The following is an 18,322-nucleotide window of genomic DNA, read 5'->3' on the forward strand; positions in this document are numbered from 1 at the left end:
ACTTGCTACATTTAATTTACAACAACGTTACGTTGGCACAATCTATTTGTGCCTATATTCGTATATAAAAATAAAACAACGATGATCAGCACAATTTTAATCCTATTAAACTTATTGGTATCTCCACCAAAAAATGTTTACGATTTCAGCTTTAAAACCATTGATGGTAAAGAAATTAAACTATCGAAATTTAAAGGCAAAAAAATCTTAATTGTTAACACAGCTTCTAAATGTGGTTTTACCCCACAGTATGAAGATTTAGAAAAACTTCAAAAGCAATATGGCAAAAAGGTAGTATTAATTGGTTTCCCTGCGGGTAACTTTGGCGGACAGGAGTTTTCTACCAATGCAGAGATTAAAGAATTTTGTACAGGAAAATACAATGTGTCGTTTTTGCTTGCCGAGAAAAGCAGTGTTAAAGGTGATGATATCAGTCCATTGTTTAAGTACTTAACTTCTCAAACCAATACGGAAGAGCAAGGTGATATTAAATGGAACTTTGAGAAATTCTTAATTAATGAAAAAGGAGAATTAGTACACCGTTTCCGTTCTAAAACAAAACCTACTGACGAAGCGATTGTAAAGAACCTATAAGAGGCGGGAAGGCGGAAGGTTCTAAGGTAGAAGGTTTTTTCCTTCCGGTTCTTAAACCTTCCGCCTTTTACCTTATCAGTTTTTCTCCAAAACTGTTTTCCAAACTAAGGCACTAAGCGCTGCGCCAATAATGGGTGCTACAATAAAGAGCCAAACCTGGCCTAAGGCTTCTCCGCCAACCAAAAGTGCCGGTCCAATACTTCTTGCAGGATTTACTGATACTCCAGTTACCGGAATGCCAACAATATGGATTAGCGTTAAACTTAAGCCAATTGCAAGTCCTGCAAAGCCGCCGTTGATATTTTTAGTAGAGGTTGAGCCAAAAATAACCAGTAAGAAAATAAAGGTGAGTACAATTTCGGCAATAAAGCCAGCATGTAGGCTGTAATGCTGTGGAGATAGTGCTGCAAAACCATTTTGCCCTAATCCATTTGTTGCCAAAGAATATTCTGGCTTTCCTGAGGCAATTTGCAGTAAAATAAAAGCGCCTGCAATGCCGCCTAATACCTGAGCTACAATGTAATAAGCGGCTTCAGTAATTTTCATCCGGCCAGCGATTACCATTCCGATTGAAATTGCCGGATTAATGTGACAGCCTGAAATGTGCCCAATAGCATAAGCCATAGCCGTAACTGATAAGCCAAAGGCAAAAGATATGCCCAATAAGCCAACACCGGTTGTGCCATTTGCGCCAGCTATAACCGCGCTACCACAACCCATTAAAACCAACACGAGTGTGCCTATAAATTCGGCACTGAATTTAGAAAGTTTACTTGTCTCCATATAATTTATTATTTAAAGTTTAAATATTATATTCGGATGATTATCAATCGAATATAACTAAAAATTTAGAATATAAAATGGAATAAAATGTTGGTGATTTAGCTGATTGAATTACGAAATTTTAGACAAGAGAAAGGGGCTTAAATCCATAAGCCCCATTTAAACCAAACAAACTATTTATGAAGTTTATATAAAACCCATATTTGAATAAAATGTTTTTATGAAAATTAAAATTATTTACAATTTTTGAGGGTAATTATGATTTTGTTTAGTTAATTGCCATTTATTGCTCGAAATAGGCCCTACTGTAACTAAATTGATAGAAAACGGCAAGCTGTTTTTGACTGTAGGATGTTAAAATAGATTAAGTTGTTCTGGCTGGTATAGGCTAGGGTCGAAATTGTAAGCTTCGGGTGTGTTTTGAGTGTTGCTTACATAAAATAGCGCTGTTTCCTCATATCTTGAAGCTACTTTAACAAAAGTATTGCCGGCAACATTTTTAAAAAGATTTTCAACCAGTTCTGGATCGTTATTATCTTTTGATAAGTGGCTCAATAATAGATGACTCATGTACGGGGCTTTATGGTTGATGAAAAGCTCAAGTGCCTGTGCGTTACTTAAGTGGCCGCGACCACTTGTAATCCTCCTCTTCAAAAAATAAGGGTATCGGCCATTTTCCAGCATCTCTGTATCATAGTTAGCTTCTAAGAAAGCGGCATGGCAATTTTTGAAATGGGCAATTAAACGATCGCATACCGAGCCTATATCTGTAAAAACACCCACTCTTACCTCATTACATTCAACAGTAAAACTATAAGGATCAGCCGCATCGTGAAATTTAGAAAAGGCAGAAATTTTTAAATCGCCAATCTGAATGTGTTGTAAATGGTTTAATGAAAAGGTATTGTTTGTATCCAAAACTAACCGACTGCTTTTTAGGGTAGCTGTGCTAATGTAAACCGGGAGTTTATGTTTTTTAGCAAACACCGCTAGCCCTTTAATGTGGTCGCTATGCTCGTGCGAGATAAAAACGGCTTTTACTTTACTAATTGATAAACCCAAACGGTTCATCCGTGTTTCAACCTCTTTGCAGGTTAGGCCAATATCAACCAAAATTGCTTCATTATCGTTACCCACATAGTAACAATTGCCATTACTGCCCGAATTGATTGATGTAAAATATAGTGCCATTTTCAGCCTGCAAGATAAGGCTTATTTGGCGAAGGAAAAAGGAAAACTATACTCTTGCTCCGTTGTGCTCTACCAGGCGCGAAAGGAGGGGTAGAAAAGCCTGGATCAAGTTAATTTCTTCTGAAGAAAAGATTTTTTCCATGGTTTGTGCCAGCCATTCTTCTTTTATTTTTCTGCTGGCAATAATGTGTTTTTCGCCAAGCTTGGTTAAGCCGATAAAAACCTTTCGTTTGTCCTCTAGGCTTGGAAAGCGTTCCACGCATTTGGCATCGAACAAGCGGTTGATGATCTGCGAAATAGCTTGTTTTGATACTCTTTCCATGTCTGCCAGCTCTGTAGATAACATTTTACCATGTTGTTCGAGCAGCGACATCGTTAACAGTTCGGCGTTGCTAAAGTCTGAACTTACGTTCTGTTTGCGTAGCTGTCTGGTTAAGCGGGTAACGGTGCTTCTTAGTTTTGCGGCAATATCTTGTGTTTGAGTAGGCATCTTAATGGTAAATAAACTTTACAAATATAAGCTTTTAATTTTATAGATAAACTAACACGGAACTCTGTTTTGCTTGAATTGTGATCCTGTGATGATAAAACTTTCTGTTTTTGGCTTTTTGATTTGGGTTTAGTTTTGTACTTTTGTAAAGTTACTTTACTATTTTAAACATGAGTATTTTTCGTTCGCTAAGGCACTACAATTACAGGTTATTTTTTACAGGTCAGGCTATTTCATTAATCGGTACATGGATGCAGCGTGTAGCCATCAGCTGGTTGGTATATCGTTTAACAGGATCGGCTTTTTTGCTGGGATTGATTACTTTTTTGAGTTTAATCCCTTCACTGGTGCTGGCGCCGTATGCTGGGAGCTACGTAGATAGGCATAACAAGTATAAGATATTGGTGATTACCCAGGTAATCCTGATGCTACAGGCTGGTGCCCTGGCCTTGATGATCTGGTTTAAAGTGTACGATATGTTCTGGATTGCAGCGCTTTCGCTGGTTCAGGGCTTGGTAAATGCTTTTGATGTTACTGCCCGTCAATCGTTAATGGTAAATTTAATTGATGATAAAGAAGATTTACCAAATGCGATTGCGCTCAATTCTTCCATGTTTAATGCAGCCAGGTTAATCGGCCCTGCGTTGGCAGGGGTAATTTTAAGTACTTTGGGTGAAGATATCTGTTTCCTGATCAATTTTGTGAGCTTTATTGCGGTATTGGGTTGTATGGTAATGATGAAGCTTAAACTCACCGCACATCAAAAATCGAAGGAAAATATCTGGATCGACCTGAAAAAAGGTTACGATTACCTTAAATCATCGCCAGATTTGGCCTCTATGGTATTGATGATGGCTGCATCGAGTTTATTGGTAATCCCTTTCACTACTTTATTGCCTGTTTTTGCCAAAGATATTTTTAATGGAAATGCCACTACATTTGGCTGGTTTGAAAGTGCAGCAGGATTTGGTGCATTCTTCGGCGCCATTTATATGGCTACATTAAAAGTGAAGCAAAACCTGCAGAAAATTGTAATGATGTCTGGTATTTTGCTGGCCATTTCGGTTGTAGCGCTGGCTATATCACCATCGCTTGTTCTGGCTTTAATCTGTACTGGTTTAGCTGCTTTGGGTTTGATGGCTCAAACCTCATCGATCAATACTTATCTGCAGACTCATGCCGATGATGCAATGAGGGGAAGGACTTTAAGTTACTATATTATGGCTTATCAGGGAGTATTGCCAATCGGCAGTTTATTGATGGGGTATTTGGCGCATCTTTTTGGTACCCAAACTGTAGTTGCTTTTGAAGGTGTTGCGGGTTTGTTGATTGTGGCTGCGTTTGTGTACAATGAAAAGCACAGGAATCAATTGAACAGTAGTGCAATGTCGTTAAATTAGTATTTTCTTTGAAATTTTCTCCAGTCGTGACATCATCTCGACTGAAACGCAGTGGAATGGAGAGATCTGTCGAGGCAGATTTCTCGACTTCGTTGCACTCCGCTCGAAATGACGGTAGCTTTAGGGAAGTTAGATACAAAACCCACTCTGTCATCAATGTTGATTTTTAGAGGATTAACATGAAGATTGCTATGGTAAAACTCCAACCGCTACCCATGCACGATCAACTTACAATCCACCATTATTTTCTGGTAATTATGAATATCAATTTCTTTGTTGATCAATTGTATCAATAGTTTAATCGCGTTTTCACCTACTGATTCGGGGTTTTCTTCGATAGAGGCAATGGGGGGTGAATCGAGATAAGCGATGAAAGAGGTATTCCCGAATCCTATGCACTCAATTTCGTTAAAGTTAGGGTGGTTTATCGATTTCAGGTATTTTATCGCATCGAACAAAATAGTTTCTTTAAAAGCCACAAGCGCAGTAGGTATATTTTCTGGGTTGGCAAATAAATTCTTAATTGCCGAGATGGTACTTTCTTTATCAAAATTGGTATAAGCAACCAATTCTGATGAAAAAGGTACTTGATTATCATTTAAAGCATTGATATAGCCATTAAATCGATCGTGCGTAAAATTGATCATTTTTGGACCACCTAAATAAGCAATCTTTTTATGTCCCTTGTTTATTAAAAATTTTGTAGCCTGATAACAGCCATGAAAAGTATTGCCCAAAACTTTATGGCAGCTTAAGTTAAAACTAGGGTTTCGGGCATAATACACCACCGGAATGCCCATGTTTTCGAACTGGTCTAAATGAGCAAAATCTTGTGTGTGTTTCGAAATAGCAACAATTAAGCCATCCACCCGGCTCCGCAACAACATATTTGCAGATTGGATTTCTTTTTTCAGATCATCGTGAGATTGGCTGATGATCACATTATATCCATTTTGTGTGGCAAATTGCTCTACACCATAAATACTTCTGGTAAAAAAGTGATCTAAAAGATTGGGTAGGATAATACCAATAATGTGCGATTTCCTTTCCTTTAAATTAATAGCTGATTTATTGGGTGTAAAATGCAGATCGCGGGCCATTTCCTGAACACGTTGTTTCGTGTACTCGTTTATGGTTGGGTAGTTATTAAGGGCTTTTGATACTGTTGATACTGACATCTTTAACTTTTCAGCCAAGAATTTTAGTGTAACAGGGGTGTTATTCATTATCTTTTCCAATCTCCATGCATAGTTAAGAAAAAAACGCAATTATTTCAAACGTTTGAAATGTAGTTTCAATGGATTTTATTACGTTTTGGCCTATTTTAAAACATTTAATTTTTTAAGCTTTTCTAAATTCGTAATTACTAGCACAAACTACCCAAATAAACAACATGAAATCATTACCTGCTGCCAGTAAATGCTGTCAAAAAAATAACTTATGCTTTTCGGGAAAATCCCTCGTTATTATTGAAAAACTAAATTTTGCTCAAATTTAGGAGGGTGGTGGAAACACCGTCTGTTAATTAATTGTTAGTTTTGAAACGATCAATTAATTAATATTAAAACTTAAGTTATGCTAAAAACAACCTATAGCGTATTTTTAATCTGCTTTTCGCTCCTTTCATCAATCAGTTACGGTCAGGTTACCGCTATACAAAACATTCAGGGCCGGAAAATCCAGAGCCTTAACGGTAAATGGAATTATATTGTTGATCCTTACGAAAACGGTTATTACGATTATCGTCACGATCCATTCGATCAGTCGAAAACCGGAACCGGAGGTTATTACGATGATAAAACTCAGAAGGATAAGTCGGAACTGATTGAATATGATTTCGATCATTCACCTCAAATGAATGTTCCTGGCGATTGGAACTCGCAGTCAGAAAAATTAGAACTTTACGAAGGCAATATTTGGCTGCGCAAAAAGTTTGATGCAAAACCAGAAAAGGGGAAAAAATACTTTGTTTATTTCGGTGCGGTAAATTATGAGGCCCATGTTTACCTCAACGGTAAAAAACTGGGTGTACATAAAGGTGGTTTTACACCCTTTCAGTTCGATGTAACCAACAACTTAAAAGTTGGCGAAAACTCTATTGTGCTTAAAGTTGATAATATCCGCAAACAGGATGAAATTCCAACTGTAAATACCGATTGGTGGAACTATGGAGGCATTACACGCGATGTTTACTTAGCCGAATTTCCTGAGCATTTTATCAGCGACTATAAGCTGCAGCTTATTAAGGGAAGCAATAACTTATTAAATTTTTCGGTAAAACTTGCTGATGCAACCGCTGGACAGGAAATTACGCTTTCTATCCCAGAGCTGAAGCTGGAAAAGAAATACAAAACAGATAGCGAAGGTAAAATTGTAGATGAATTTACCTGGAACAACTTAAGTTTATGGTCGCCGGAAACACCAAAATTATATGCGGTAAATATTAAAACCGATAAAGAAAATATCAACGATAAAATTGGTTTCAGAACCATCCAGGTTGATGGTGATAGCATTCTGTTAAACGGTAAATCTGTTTTTTTAAGAGGAATCTCACTACATGACGAAAACCCGCTTATAGCTGGTCGTTTACGCTCAGAAGGCGACATGCGTATGATGTTGCAATGGGCAAAAGATATGAACTGTAACTACGTTCGCCTGGCACATTACCCGCATAACGAAGAAATGATTCGCCTTGCGGATGAAATGGGACTATTGGTTTGGGCTGAAGTTCCTGTTTATTGGACCATCAGCTGGACAAACCCGGCAACCTATGCCAATGCAAAAAAGCAATTGACTGATTTAATTGTGCGCGATAAAAACAGGGCAAGTGTAATTGTTTGGTCTATTGGTAACGAAACTCCGTTAAGCGATGCCCGTTTGAGTTTTATGAGCAATTTGGCAGAGACTGCCCGCTCGTTAGATGATACCCGTTTAGTAGCTGCTGCTTTAGAAGTACACCGCGAAGGAAATAACATCATTTTAAACGATCCCCTGGGCGAAAAAATTGATCTGGTAAGTTTTAATGAATATGCAGGCTGGTACTGGGGAGGTAATCCATCCGAAATTACCAAATACAATTTCGATATTAAATATAAAAAACCTGTGGTAATTACTGAGTTTGGTGGCGATGCTTTGGGCGGTTTTCACGCTGATGAAAATACGCGTTGGAGCGAAGAATACCAAGAGGCATTGTACAAAAATCAGATCGCCTTGTTAAGCAAAATTGGCGCTTTAAGAGGCATGACACCATGGATTTTAACTGATTTCAGATCTCCAAGAAGGCAGCATCCTATTTATCAGAATTTCTGGAACCGTAAAGGCTTGATCAGCGAAACAGGTAAGAAAAAGAAAGCCTTCTTCGTGCTGAAAGATTTTTACGACCAGATGCAGGTCAAATACAAATAAAATATGAACAGCTTGCAGAAACTTGTTTTGCTTCTAAAATAATGCTTTCGATGGGCGCTGTTAAATAAACTTAAAAAAGAACTAAACAAATGGTAAAAGAAGTAGAAAGCCTGTTTTCACTGAAAAACAAGGTTGTAGTAGTTACAGGTGCTACAGGTGTTTTGGGCGAGGCTTTTGTAAATGGATTATGTGCAGCTGGTGCTGTAATCGTTGTTATAGGAAGAAATGAAGACGCTGCAAAGCAAAGGGTTGCTGATGTAACCAACGTAGGAGGAAAAGCTATTTATATTATTGCCGATGTATTGGATGAGCAGAATCTGCTCAATGCGAATGAAATCATTATCAAAGAATTTGGCCGCATAGATGCACTGGTAAACGCAGCAGGCGGAAATGTGGCGGAAGCCGTTATTCAGCCTGGAAGTGATATTTTTGATCTTAATATTCCAGCCCTAAAACAAGCATTTGACCTCAACTTATTTGGAACTATTTTGCCTACACAGATTTTCGGTAAAGAAATTGCAAAAAATGGAGGTAGTATTGTGAATATTTCATCAGTTTCTGCTAACCAGGCCATTACACGCGTACTGGGTTACTCATTGGCCAAAACATCTATAGATTGTTATACCAAATGGATGTCTGTAGAGCTGGCAAACCGCTATCAGGATAAAATCAGGATCAATTCAATTGTTCCAGGCTTTTTTATCACTAACCAAAACAGGGCTTTGCTCACCAATGCAGATGGTAGTTTAACCGCAAGGGGACAGGCCATTATCTATAAAACACCATTTAAACGTTTCGGTGCTCCCGAAGAGCTAATTGGTGCTTTGGTGTATTTGCTAAGCGATGCCTCTAAATTTGTAAACGGTGCAAATATTAAAGTAGATGGTGGATTTACTGCATTCTCTGGAGTTTAAAATTAAAATATTAAGCTGTTTAATCATTAAAACTGTATTATCCTTTACAAAATGAAATATAAAAAATTAGAACAAACCTGGCGTTGGTATGGTCCGAACGATCCAGTTAGCCTACAGGATGTTAAACAAGCAGGCGCTACGGGCGTTGTAACCGCACTGCATCATATTCCGCATGGTGAAGTTTGGCCATTACAGGATATTCAGGAAAGAAAAGCCATTATCGAGGCAGCAGGTTTAACCTGGTCGGTAGTAGAAAGTGTTCCCGTGCACGAAGCGATTAAAACGCGTAGGGCAGATGCAGGGCAGTATATCGAAAATTATAAAACCTCTTTGCGTAACCTATCGGCCTGCGGAATTAAGATTGTGTGCTACAATTTTATGCCGGTTTTAGACTGGACACGTACGCAATTAGATCTGGAAATGACCGATGGATCGAAAGCCCTTTATTTTAACTGGATCGATCTGGCCATTTTTGATCTTTATATTTTAAAGAGAGAAGGTGCAGAAGCAGATTATTCGCAATCTATTTTAGATAGGGCTGCAGTTAAATACACTACTTTAACAGAGCAGGATTTAGTTGATCTTCGTATTAATGTATTAATGGGCATCCCGACCGAAAAAGAAATCGAGCTGGAGACTTTACGTAATAGCATTAACGAATATAAAACCATTGGAACACAAGGCTTAAAAGAAAATTTGAAATTTTTCTTGTCATCTATTGCTGATGTTTGTACAGAAGAAGGTATTAAAATGACTATTCATCCTGACGATCCTCCTTATGCTATTTTAGGTTTGCCAAGAATTGCGAGTACGCTCGAAGATTTTAATTACATTATTAAAGAAGTAGATCAGGCTTTTAACGGTGTTTGCTTTTGTACAGGCTCTTTAGGAGCCGGAATGGGGAATAATGCTTTAGAGATCTTTAATGCAGTCAAAGAACGTGTTTATTTTGCGCATTTGCGTAACGTTAAAAAAGATGAGGACGGGAGTTTTTACGAAGCAGATCATTTAGGTGGCGATGTGAACATGTACGAAATAATGAAAGCCTTATCAGAAGAAAATGCGTTACGCGATAAATCAATTCCTTTTCGCCCAGATCATGGCCACCAAATGTTGGATGATCTGGCTAAAGTGACTAATCCGGGTTATTCTGCAATTGGCAGATTAAGAGGGTTGGCCGAGTTAAGAGGCTTAGAAATAGGCGTTACAGGGAATTACTAAACAAATTTCTTAGAGAAATACATTCGCTTTGTCATCCTGTCCAAAGGACTCCTGTGGAGAGCGTAGTCGAAGGATCTTTTTAACCACATATGCGCACAAATAAAAACTGTTTTATTTGTGCGCATTTTTTGTAAGGGCTGAGCTTGTATCCGCCTTTCGCCAGCCACCAAACCCTTATAGCTGATGCTTATTATCAATAAATACACCTCAATTCCCAAAATTTTAACTCACCTTTGCTTGTGGCTTGAAATTTGAGTCTCTTATAATTATGGAAAACAGCAATAACCCCAAGAAGAAGATTTTAACGCCTTCTGTTGTACATGATGATTTACCTGAGGTTAAGAAGCCTGAGCATTTACGGAAGGTGCCGCTAAATCACGACAGTGGATTGCCAGAAAATCCTGAAAGAAATTATCACCATGAAGAATTAAAGAGTATAACCGCCAGTCACGACAAAATTCGGCATGCCGATGATGATATTTGGAACGGAGAAGACGCGTAATTTAGATTTGATCAAGTTTTTTTGCGTGCTCGCTCTATGCTTTTGGCACAGAATAGAGTAAAAAACAACGTTTTTTATGGGTGAAGTCAAATTTATTCCGTCCAAATTAAATTTTAATTGCTTCTTTCTTAAATACTTATTTGAAATAGAAAAAGTACCTTCTAAATAGTTTAAAATATATTTTTACATATTAAATAGAACTTCTATATTTGCAGCTCATTAAAAAATGAGCCTCGGTAGCTCAGCTGGATAGAGCGTCGGTTTTCTAAACCGAGGGTCAGGGGTTCGAGTCCCTTCCGGGGTACATAAAGGCACATTTGTCAAAGATTCAAAGGATTGTTCGGTTTAGAGCAATCCTTTTTTGTTGGTATTCACTAGATGAGGTTGTTCTAAATTTGCCTTACCTATCATCTTTTTTTGCATTACTGTCTTGCTGAGAGCAGGTAGATAACGTTAGGATAAAAATAGATCCATTTTTGATTTTTAATAGGGGGCTTAGCTATACTGTAGCAATAATCAATTTTTACCACTGCCGCCACTCTTCGGTGATGTCTTCATCCGCCGAGTTGTAGCCTTTGCGACTTGCAGCAAGATTGATGATTTCTGCGATCTGTTCCCGTTCTCCTGTTTCGATCAACGTTTCCTGCGTTTTATTATTGAGTTTATTGAGGGTTAGTATAGTTTTCTTGACTATTTTCATACCAGCTTTTTTGTTTTTGGAAGTAAGCATATCAGCTAAGTATTGCTTGAGTATCGTTTCACAGCTGTTGATGTCGTCAATTGTATAGGACGGTTGAGCATTCTGCATGTAAGATATCATTGAAGTCTTAAGATCACCGAGCAGCTTATTCAAGTCCTTTGGTGTGGTTTGGGTACTGTCTTTGGATTTTAGGTTTCCCTGTTCTAGTGTTTTGTTGGAGCTGGACTGTCCGCAGGCTGGTAAGGCTAAAGCTGAACTAATCAGGACAGTAAAAAGATAAAGTAGAGGGCGTTTGGTGTTCATACGCGAAGATAAACATTTTGGCTAGATTAATATTGTTCCACACCCTGTAAGGTTGCAGTTTCTCTATACTGCCTTTCATCGGCTCTTTATATGCACTCTTTTTTGTGCAGAGTAGCCGAAAATGAGGCATTTATCATTGCTTCACATGTATCCCTAACAGGCAAAAATAATACACCGATCAGCCATGGTTTTTGAAAAATAGATTTCATTTTCATTTATCCGCTCAGCTATCCTTACTTTTGCCCGATATTATGGCCAAATGGTTTAATAAGAAATGGATAATAGATTTTCTGATAGCAAGCAGGTTGCGGTGGTTTCCACTTTTTCTCATCTTTTAAATACGAATTTTAAGGGAGACATAAATGCAGTTTGCTGGCAGAGAGACCTGGTTGGCGACTTTAGGGAAATTGTATCTAAACTTGAACTGAAAGCTGATCTCACAGAAGTTTCTATGGAAGATCTCCATGCGCTTAAGCTATCGGAACAAGGTAGTATGGCTAGGGAAGTTATCTTAAGTGATTTTCAGTTATTGGCTGATTCCGGAGCATCGCCTTCGCTCAATTTAATTAAAAGCTATCAGCGGGATGAGGAACTCGGTTTCATTTCAACAGATGTATATTCATTTCATGTAGACCGTTCGCCTATCGGTACAGATACTTTTTTATGTACCTATTATGGTGCTGCCAGTGAAATCTTAGCTAATCATCAGGCTGAACAAAAAATCCTGATCCCTGAAATCAGGCAAAAGCTCAAAGAACTGCATAACGGTCCGGAATCGGAATTTGAACACTTTTTGATGGAGCATTATTTTGACCTGCATTACCAGGCCAAAGCTGGTGCAAGACCCATCAATTTGGGATTGGGTCATTTATGGAGGTTGGCAGTAGATTATCCTGATAAACAGGTTTTACCATGCGTGCACCGGGCACCCAACGAAAAAGATGGTGAGTATAGATTGCTTCTGATCTGCTAAAATTAAATTTTTTAATCTAATCCCCTTTATCAGTTGTTAATCAGATAGGTTATATCAGTTTAATTATCGGCAGGGCAATCTTTCTGTTTAAAAAATACCCCCTCGAAAAGTTTCGTAGTTAACATTTCTGCTTACTAATTTAACATTACTGCTCTGTGGTCATGATATGGCATTGTAGTTTTGCATCATAAAAACATACCACCATATTCTAACCAATTAATTCTTTGTTCCGTTATGAAACGATTCTCTTTCTTTATTATATTGTTATTTGTTACTGGGAGATTGCTTGCCGCTGAAGCTGTTGAGACGCTGCAGAATGGGATGAAGGTACACCCCAAGGGAGGAGCTGCCAAAACTATTGAAATAAATGTGATCAACAGCCGGATTGTTAGGGTACAGGCTTCACCCGAAAGCACTATTCCCCAGGTTGCAAGCCTTTGTATAGTAGCTGGATTAACTCCAACAGTGCCTTTCAAAGTAACAGGAAATGCGGAATTTGCCCAACTCTCCACCCAGGAGCTTACCGTCAAGGTTTCCCTTGTTACGGGTAAGGTTTCATTTAATGATAAATTTGGGAAAGTAGTACTACAGGAGGCAAAAAGAAGCTTTAGCCCTATTAATGTCCAAAACGATAAAGGATATACCATGCAACAGGTCTTCTCGGGTACCCCAGGAGAGGCCATCTATGGGCTCGGGCAGCATCAATCTGACGATTTTAACTATAAACATAAAAGCGAAGATCTCTTCCAGTACAATACGAAGGTGGCTGTGCCATTCATCATGTCTACAAACAACTATGGCGTATTGTGGGATAACTATTCGCAGAGCAAATATGGCGATCCCCGAGATTATAAAGACCTGAACCAGTTTACCCTCTTTAATAAACAAGGTAAAAAAGGTTTTCTTACCGCTACGTATAATCAAAAAAATAACGCGCCCATTATCCGTCAGGAGTCGGCAATTGACTATGAAAACCTCACAACTGTGAAGAAATTTCCTGCAGATTTTAATTTTAATAATGGTTCTGTAGTCTGGGAAGGAGAAATCCTTGCCAACCAAACTGATATTTACAAATTTAGTCTTTATTATGCAGGTTATACTAAAGTATGGCTTGATGGAAAATTGGTAGTACCGGAGCGTTGGAGAACTTCATGGAATCCGAATACTTATAGGTTTCCTTTCTCGCTAACAAAGGGAAAACGCACCAAAATAAAACTGGAGTGGAAACCTGATGGAGGTGTTTCGTATGTTGGCCTTAAAGCACTTTCTTCATCTCCGATAGAAAAAAATGGCAATATATCCTTTTGGTCAGAAATGGGCGATAAGATGGATTATTATTTCGTGGCCGGCAAAAATATGGACGATGTAATCAGTGGTTACCGCACGCTTACAGGCAAGGCGAGCATTATGCCCAAATGGGCAATGGGTTTTTGGCAGAGCCGTGAGCGTTACAAAACCCAGGATGAACTATTAAATGTGGTAAGTGAATACCGGAAGCGTAAGATTCCGCTTGATAATATTGTACTTGATTGGAGTTATTGGCCAGAAAATGCCTGGGGAAGCCATCAGTTTGACCTGAAACGTTTTCCTGATGCCAAAGGAATGGTAGACTCCGTGCATAAAGACAATGCAAATATCATGATATCGGTATGGCCAAAATTCTATACCACAACAGATCATTTTAAACAATTTAGCGAAAAAGGATGGATGTACATGCAGGCAGTGCAGGACAGTGTGCGCGATTGGATAGGTACGGGTTATGTAGGATCTTTCTATGATGCCTATAGCCCCGATGCGCAAAAACTTTTTTGGAAACAGATGAAAGAAAACCTTTATGTAAAGGGATTCGATGCCTGGTGGATGGATGCTTCTGAGCCAAATATTCGTGATTGTACCGATATGGACTACCGTAAGAAACTGTGTGGGCCTACTGCTCTGGGTTCTTCTACAAAATACTTTAATGCATATGCCCTGATGAATGCTAACGCTATTTATAACGGGCAGCGTGAAACGGATAATAACAAGCGGGTATTTCTGTTAACGCGATCTGGTTTTGCGGGTTTACAAAGGTATTCTACCGCTACCTGGAGTGGCGATATCGCCTCAAGATGGGAAGACCTAAAAGCGCAGATTCCTGCCGGGCTTAATTTTGCAATGTCGGGTATTCCGTTCTGGACAATGGATATTGGTGGCTTCTGCGTGGAAAAACGTTATGGAGATGGCCAGCTTATTTTTGACGAAACAGGCAATGAGAATGCAGACCTGAAAGAATGGCGTGAATTAAATCTACGTTGGTTCCAGTTTGGGGCGTTTTGTCCGCTGTTCCGCAGTCATGGTCAGTTTCCTTACCGCGAAATCTATAACCTTGCTCCAGAAGGCCATCCGGTTTACAAAAGTCTGGTTTATTACGATCAACTACGCTACCGCTTAATGCCTTACATCTATTCGTTGGCAGGAATGGCGTATCATAAGGATTATACACTGATGAGATCGCTCGCAATGGATTATACCGCCGATAAACAAACTTATGGCGTGAGTGATCAGTTCCTTTTAGGTTCGGGCTTAATGGTTTGTCCTGTTTATAGTTACAAAGCACGCAGCCGTGAAGTTTATTTTCCGGCAGGAAACCGTTGGTACGATTTCTATACAGGCAAGCAGATTGAAGGTGGCCAAAAGTTAAATATAGAAGCACCACTTGAGCGTATTCCTCTTTTTGTTCCTGCAGGTACTATTTTGCCTGTGGGTGATGTGATGCAATATACGTCAGAAAAGAAAGCTGATGATATCGAGATCAGGGTTTACAAAGGTAAAGATGGCAAGTTCAGTTTATACGAAGACGAGGGAAACAACTATAATTACGAAAAGGGTGCATTTTCAACGATCAATTTTGAATATAACCATGCCGCTGGTACGCTAACAATCGGCAATCGCGAGGGGACTTACGAAGGGATGTTAACCAACCGGATTTTTCGTGTGGTTGCCATCGGTAATTCAACAGCACCGGCTAAAGTTGTTCAATACAATGGTACTAAAACAGTGGTGAAACTCTGAAGACTTGATTAATAAGCAAGTGCGTTGCCATAATTTTGTTTTTTTGTTTAAATCCATGTTCAAACCTAGCAGATTAGCAGCATTGGCACCTCATTTTGAGCTAAATTGAGCTAAAATGGACCGTCATAGTCGTGGCAGGCAGTGCAAGTGCTGTGCCGTTTGTGGCGCACTGCTTAAGGGCAGCATAACCGTAAGCGGTGGTGCCATTCTGCGAAAGCAAGCTCTGGCTTTACCTTTTAGGTAAAGAAAAGGTAACCCCGGGGTAACCCTGGGGTAAGCTTGGGGTTAACCTGGTAGCAACAAAGGGTAAAGAACAGGTAAAGCAGGGGTAATCAAAAACAGCCCTTTTGCTGGCTTTCCAGGTAGGCAGCCAGTAAATCTTTCAGGCAAAAACGATAAAAACTAAACACAAAAGAATATAATTTAATGAAATCGATATTTTTAACTATAGTAGCAACAGGAGCCTGGTTAATGGTTAATGCGCAACAAAAGCTTCCGGTTTACCTTGATATAAATAAACCTATAGAAGAGCGGGTTGAAAATGCACTTTCAGCAATGACCACCGAAGAAAAAGTGTCGCTTTGTTATGCCCAGTCTAAGTTTAGTTCAAAAGGCGTGCCCCGCTTAGGAATTCCTGAAGTTTGGACGGATGATGGCCCTCACGGTATCCGTGAGGAAGTTTTATGGGATGAATGGGGTGGTGCCAACTGGACAAACGATTCGTGTACGGCCTTTCCGGCTCTTACCTGTCTGTCAGCTTCCTTTAATCCTAAATTATCACTGCTTTATGGCAAGTCAATCGGAGAAGAAGCACGTTACCGCAATAAAACCGTGTTATTAGGTCCTGGAATAAACATTTATCGTACACCATTAAACGGACGTAATTTTGAATATCTGGGTGAAGATCCTTTCCTCAGCTCACGTATGGTGGTGCCTTACATTCAGGGCGTTCAATCCATCGGCGTAGCGGCATGTGTAAAACATTTTGCACTGAACAATCAGGAAGAGTGGCGTGGACATATCAATGTTGATTTGAGCGACCGTGCGTTATACGAAATTTATTTACCTGCTTTTAAGGCCGCAGTGCAGGAAGGGAAAGCCTGGTCGATTATGGGTTCTTACAATCAGTTTAGAGGCGAGCATTGTTGTCACAATGACCTGCTTTTGAACAAAATCCTAAAAAATGACTGGAAATTCGATGGCGTGGTAATCAGCGACTGGGGAGGTGTACATAGTACCGATCAGGCGGTTAATAACGGGCTGGATCTGGAAATGGGTACCTACACCGATGGTTTAACAACGAAGGGAAAGTTTCCTTACTCTGAATACTATTTGGCCAATCCGTTCCTTAAAGGTATAAAAGAAGGGAAATATGATATTGCTTTGCTTAATGATAAAGCCCGCCGGATATTACGTTTGATTTTCCGTACCACCATGAGCGCCAACAGGCCCTTTGGCCGTTTCGTTTCTCCCGAACACAGTGAAGCTGCGCGTAAAATTGCTCAGGAAGGCATTGTGCTTTTAAAGAATGATAAACAGTTTTTTCCTGTTACAAACGGTAAATTCAAAAAGATTGCTGTTATCGGCGAAAATGCCGACCGTAGCCTGGTAATCGGCGGTGGATCATCCTCGCTAAAGGTGGCTTATGAAAAATCGCCTTTGGATGGATTGATTGCTAAATATGGGAAAGACCATGTGGTATACAGTCTTGGATATGCTTCAGGGCCATCACTTTACGGACGTGAAGAACCATCTAAGCTAAATGCTGATTCTTTGATGGATGCGGCGATCGAAGTTGCTAAACATGCCGAAGTTGTATTCTTTATCGGAGGACTGAATAAAAACCACTTTCAGGATTGTGAAGGTGGCGACCGTAAGTCGTTAAGCCTTCCTTTCGGCCAGGATAAACTGATTGATGCATTATTGAAAGTAAATAAAAACATGGCTGTGGTACTGCTTAGCGGCAATGCAGTATCGATGCCTTGGGTAGATAAGGTGCCAGCTATTATTCAGGGATGGTATCTTGGTTCAGAGGCTGGATCTGCATTGGCTGATGTTATTTCTGGCGAGGTAAACCCTTCTGGTAAGTTGCCATTCTCTTTTCCAAAAAAGCTGGAAGATAACGGTGCACACTTTTATGGAAAAATTTCCTATCCCGGAGACAGCATTAACCAATATTACAAGGAAGATATTTTGGTCGGGTACCGTTGGTTTGATACAAAAAAAATAGTGCCTCAATACGCCTTCGGGTATGGCCTTTCTTACACCAGCTTTAATTTAGGTGTTCTTTCTGCAGATAAATCGGCTTATAGTAAAGACGATATCATCAAGGTCAGATTTACTGTTAAGAACACAGGAGCACGCTATGGCGCTGAGGTTGCTCAGTTGTATGTGAACGATCCTGTTTGCAGTGTTCCTCGCCCGGTAAAAGAGCTTAAAGCCTTTGAAAAAGTATTCCTGCAACCTGGGGAAACGAAAGTTGTTGAAATGGATATAAAAGTGGCAGATCTCGCTTTCTATGATGAAAGTAAAAAGGATTGGAATGTTGAACCTGGAGACTTTATCCTGCAGCTTGGAAATTCATCAAATAATATTTCCCAGAAACTGAAAATAACTGTTAAATAGCCGGTAAAGAAGAATGCAAATAAAACAGCGTTATTTAGAGAGAAATGAGATTGTATCATAAAGGCAACTCCATCTCAGATGCTGTCATGTTGAGCTTGTCGAAGCACCTTAATGGGTATTTAAACAAGTCCTTCGACAAGCTCTCCGTAGGAGTCCTTTGGACAGGATGA

Annotated in this window: 14 protein-coding genes and 1 tRNA gene; 10 read left to right on the forward strand and 5 right to left on the reverse strand. The window is 39.5% G+C overall.

Going from position 1 to position 18,322, the window contains the following annotated elements:
- Positions 1-81: 81 nt before the first annotated feature.
- Positions 82-594, forward strand: a complete 513-nt coding sequence (locus tag ASU31_RS21600; protein WP_057934336.1) for a glutathione peroxidase — start codon at positions 82-84, stop codon at positions 592-594.
- Between the two features lie 75 nt (positions 595-669).
- On the opposite strand, the gene aqpZ is transcribed toward ASU31_RS21600, so the two are convergent.
- The 3 genes from aqpZ to ASU31_RS21615 form a co-directional block, all read right to left on the reverse strand.
- A complete protein-coding gene (gene aqpZ, locus ASU31_RS21605) occupies positions 670-1,377 on the reverse strand; it encodes an aquaporin Z (RefSeq protein WP_057934337.1) in 708 nt (235 codons plus the stop codon).
- A gap of 354 nt (positions 1,378-1,731) precedes the next feature.
- A complete protein-coding gene (locus ASU31_RS21610; protein ID WP_057934338.1) occupies positions 1,732-2,568 on the reverse strand; it encodes an MBL fold metallo-hydrolase in 837 nt (278 codons plus the stop codon).
- Between the two features lie 46 nt (positions 2,569-2,614).
- Positions 2,615-3,058, reverse strand: a complete 444-nt coding sequence (locus tag ASU31_RS21615) for a MarR family winged helix-turn-helix transcriptional regulator (protein WP_057934339.1) — start codon at positions 3,056-3,058, stop codon at positions 2,615-2,617.
- 170 nt (positions 3,059-3,228) lie between these two features.
- Between ASU31_RS21615 and ASU31_RS21620 the strand changes: the two genes are divergently transcribed.
- Positions 3,229-4,458, forward strand: a complete 1,230-nt coding sequence (locus ASU31_RS21620) for an MFS transporter (RefSeq protein ID WP_083505475.1) — start codon at positions 3,229-3,231, stop codon at positions 4,456-4,458.
- Between the two features lie 209 nt (positions 4,459-4,667).
- On the opposite strand, the gene ASU31_RS21625 is transcribed toward ASU31_RS21620, so the two are convergent.
- On the reverse strand, positions 4,668-5,684 hold the full coding sequence (locus ASU31_RS21625; protein ID WP_057934340.1) for a LacI family DNA-binding transcriptional regulator: 1,017 nt from the start codon (positions 5,682-5,684) through the stop codon (positions 4,668-4,670).
- A gap of 349 nt (positions 5,685-6,033) precedes the next feature.
- Between ASU31_RS21625 and ASU31_RS21630 the strand changes: the two genes are divergently transcribed.
- The 5 genes from ASU31_RS21630 to ASU31_RS21650 all read left to right on the forward strand — a co-directional run bounded on the left by ASU31_RS21630 (position 6,034) and on the right by ASU31_RS21650 (position 10,804).
- Positions 6,034-7,863, forward strand: coding sequence for a glycoside hydrolase family 2 protein (locus ASU31_RS21630; RefSeq protein WP_057934341.1), 1,830 nt, complete (start codon positions 6,034-6,036; stop codon positions 7,861-7,863).
- 89 nt (positions 7,864-7,952) lie between these two features.
- A complete protein-coding gene (locus ASU31_RS21635) occupies positions 7,953-8,777 on the forward strand; it encodes an SDR family oxidoreductase (RefSeq protein ID WP_057934342.1) in 825 nt (274 codons plus the stop codon).
- A gap of 51 nt (positions 8,778-8,828) precedes the next feature.
- Positions 8,829-9,998 (forward strand): mannonate dehydratase, encoded by a 1,170-nt coding sequence (gene uxuA / locus ASU31_RS21640; RefSeq protein WP_057934343.1) that lies wholly within the window; start codon positions 8,829-8,831, stop codon positions 9,996-9,998.
- Between the two features lie 268 nt (positions 9,999-10,266).
- The gene (locus tag ASU31_RS21645) at positions 10,267-10,500 is read left to right on the forward strand and encodes a hypothetical protein (RefSeq protein ID WP_057934344.1); all 234 of its coding nucleotides are present in this window, start codon (positions 10,267-10,269) and stop codon (positions 10,498-10,500) included.
- Between the two features lie 230 nt (positions 10,501-10,730).
- Positions 10,731-10,804, forward strand: a tRNA-Arg gene (locus ASU31_RS21650).
- Positions 10,805-11,023: 219 nt separating this feature from the next.
- Here the strand turns inward: ASU31_RS21650 and ASU31_RS21655 are convergent.
- Complete coding sequence (locus tag ASU31_RS21655; RefSeq protein WP_057934345.1) at positions 11,024-11,503, reverse strand: hypothetical protein; 480 nt, start codon at positions 11,501-11,503, stop codon at positions 11,024-11,026.
- Between the two features lie 274 nt (positions 11,504-11,777).
- Between ASU31_RS21655 and ASU31_RS21660 the strand changes: the two genes are divergently transcribed.
- The 3 genes from ASU31_RS21660 to ASU31_RS21670 all read left to right on the forward strand — a co-directional run bounded on the left by ASU31_RS21660 (position 11,778) and on the right by ASU31_RS21670 (position 18,152).
- Entirely contained in the window at positions 11,778-12,476 is a 699-nt protein-coding gene (locus tag ASU31_RS21660; protein ID WP_057934346.1) for a DUF1826 domain-containing protein, read from the forward strand.
- Between the two features lie 234 nt (positions 12,477-12,710).
- Complete coding sequence (locus ASU31_RS21665) at positions 12,711-15,527, forward strand: TIM-barrel domain-containing protein (protein ID WP_083505476.1); 2,817 nt, start codon at positions 12,711-12,713, stop codon at positions 15,525-15,527.
- 426 nt (positions 15,528-15,953) lie between these two features.
- Positions 15,954-18,152: a beta-glucosidase family protein gene (locus ASU31_RS21670; protein ID WP_057934348.1), complete on the forward strand. Its 2,199-nt coding sequence runs from the start codon at positions 15,954-15,956 to the stop codon at positions 18,150-18,152.
- Positions 18,153-18,322: the final 170 nt, after the last annotated feature.

Source organism: Pedobacter ginsenosidimutans, from assembly GCF_001442625.1.
Taxonomy (GTDB): Bacteria; Bacteroidota; Bacteroidia; order Sphingobacteriales; family Sphingobacteriaceae; genus Pedobacter; species Pedobacter ginsenosidimutans.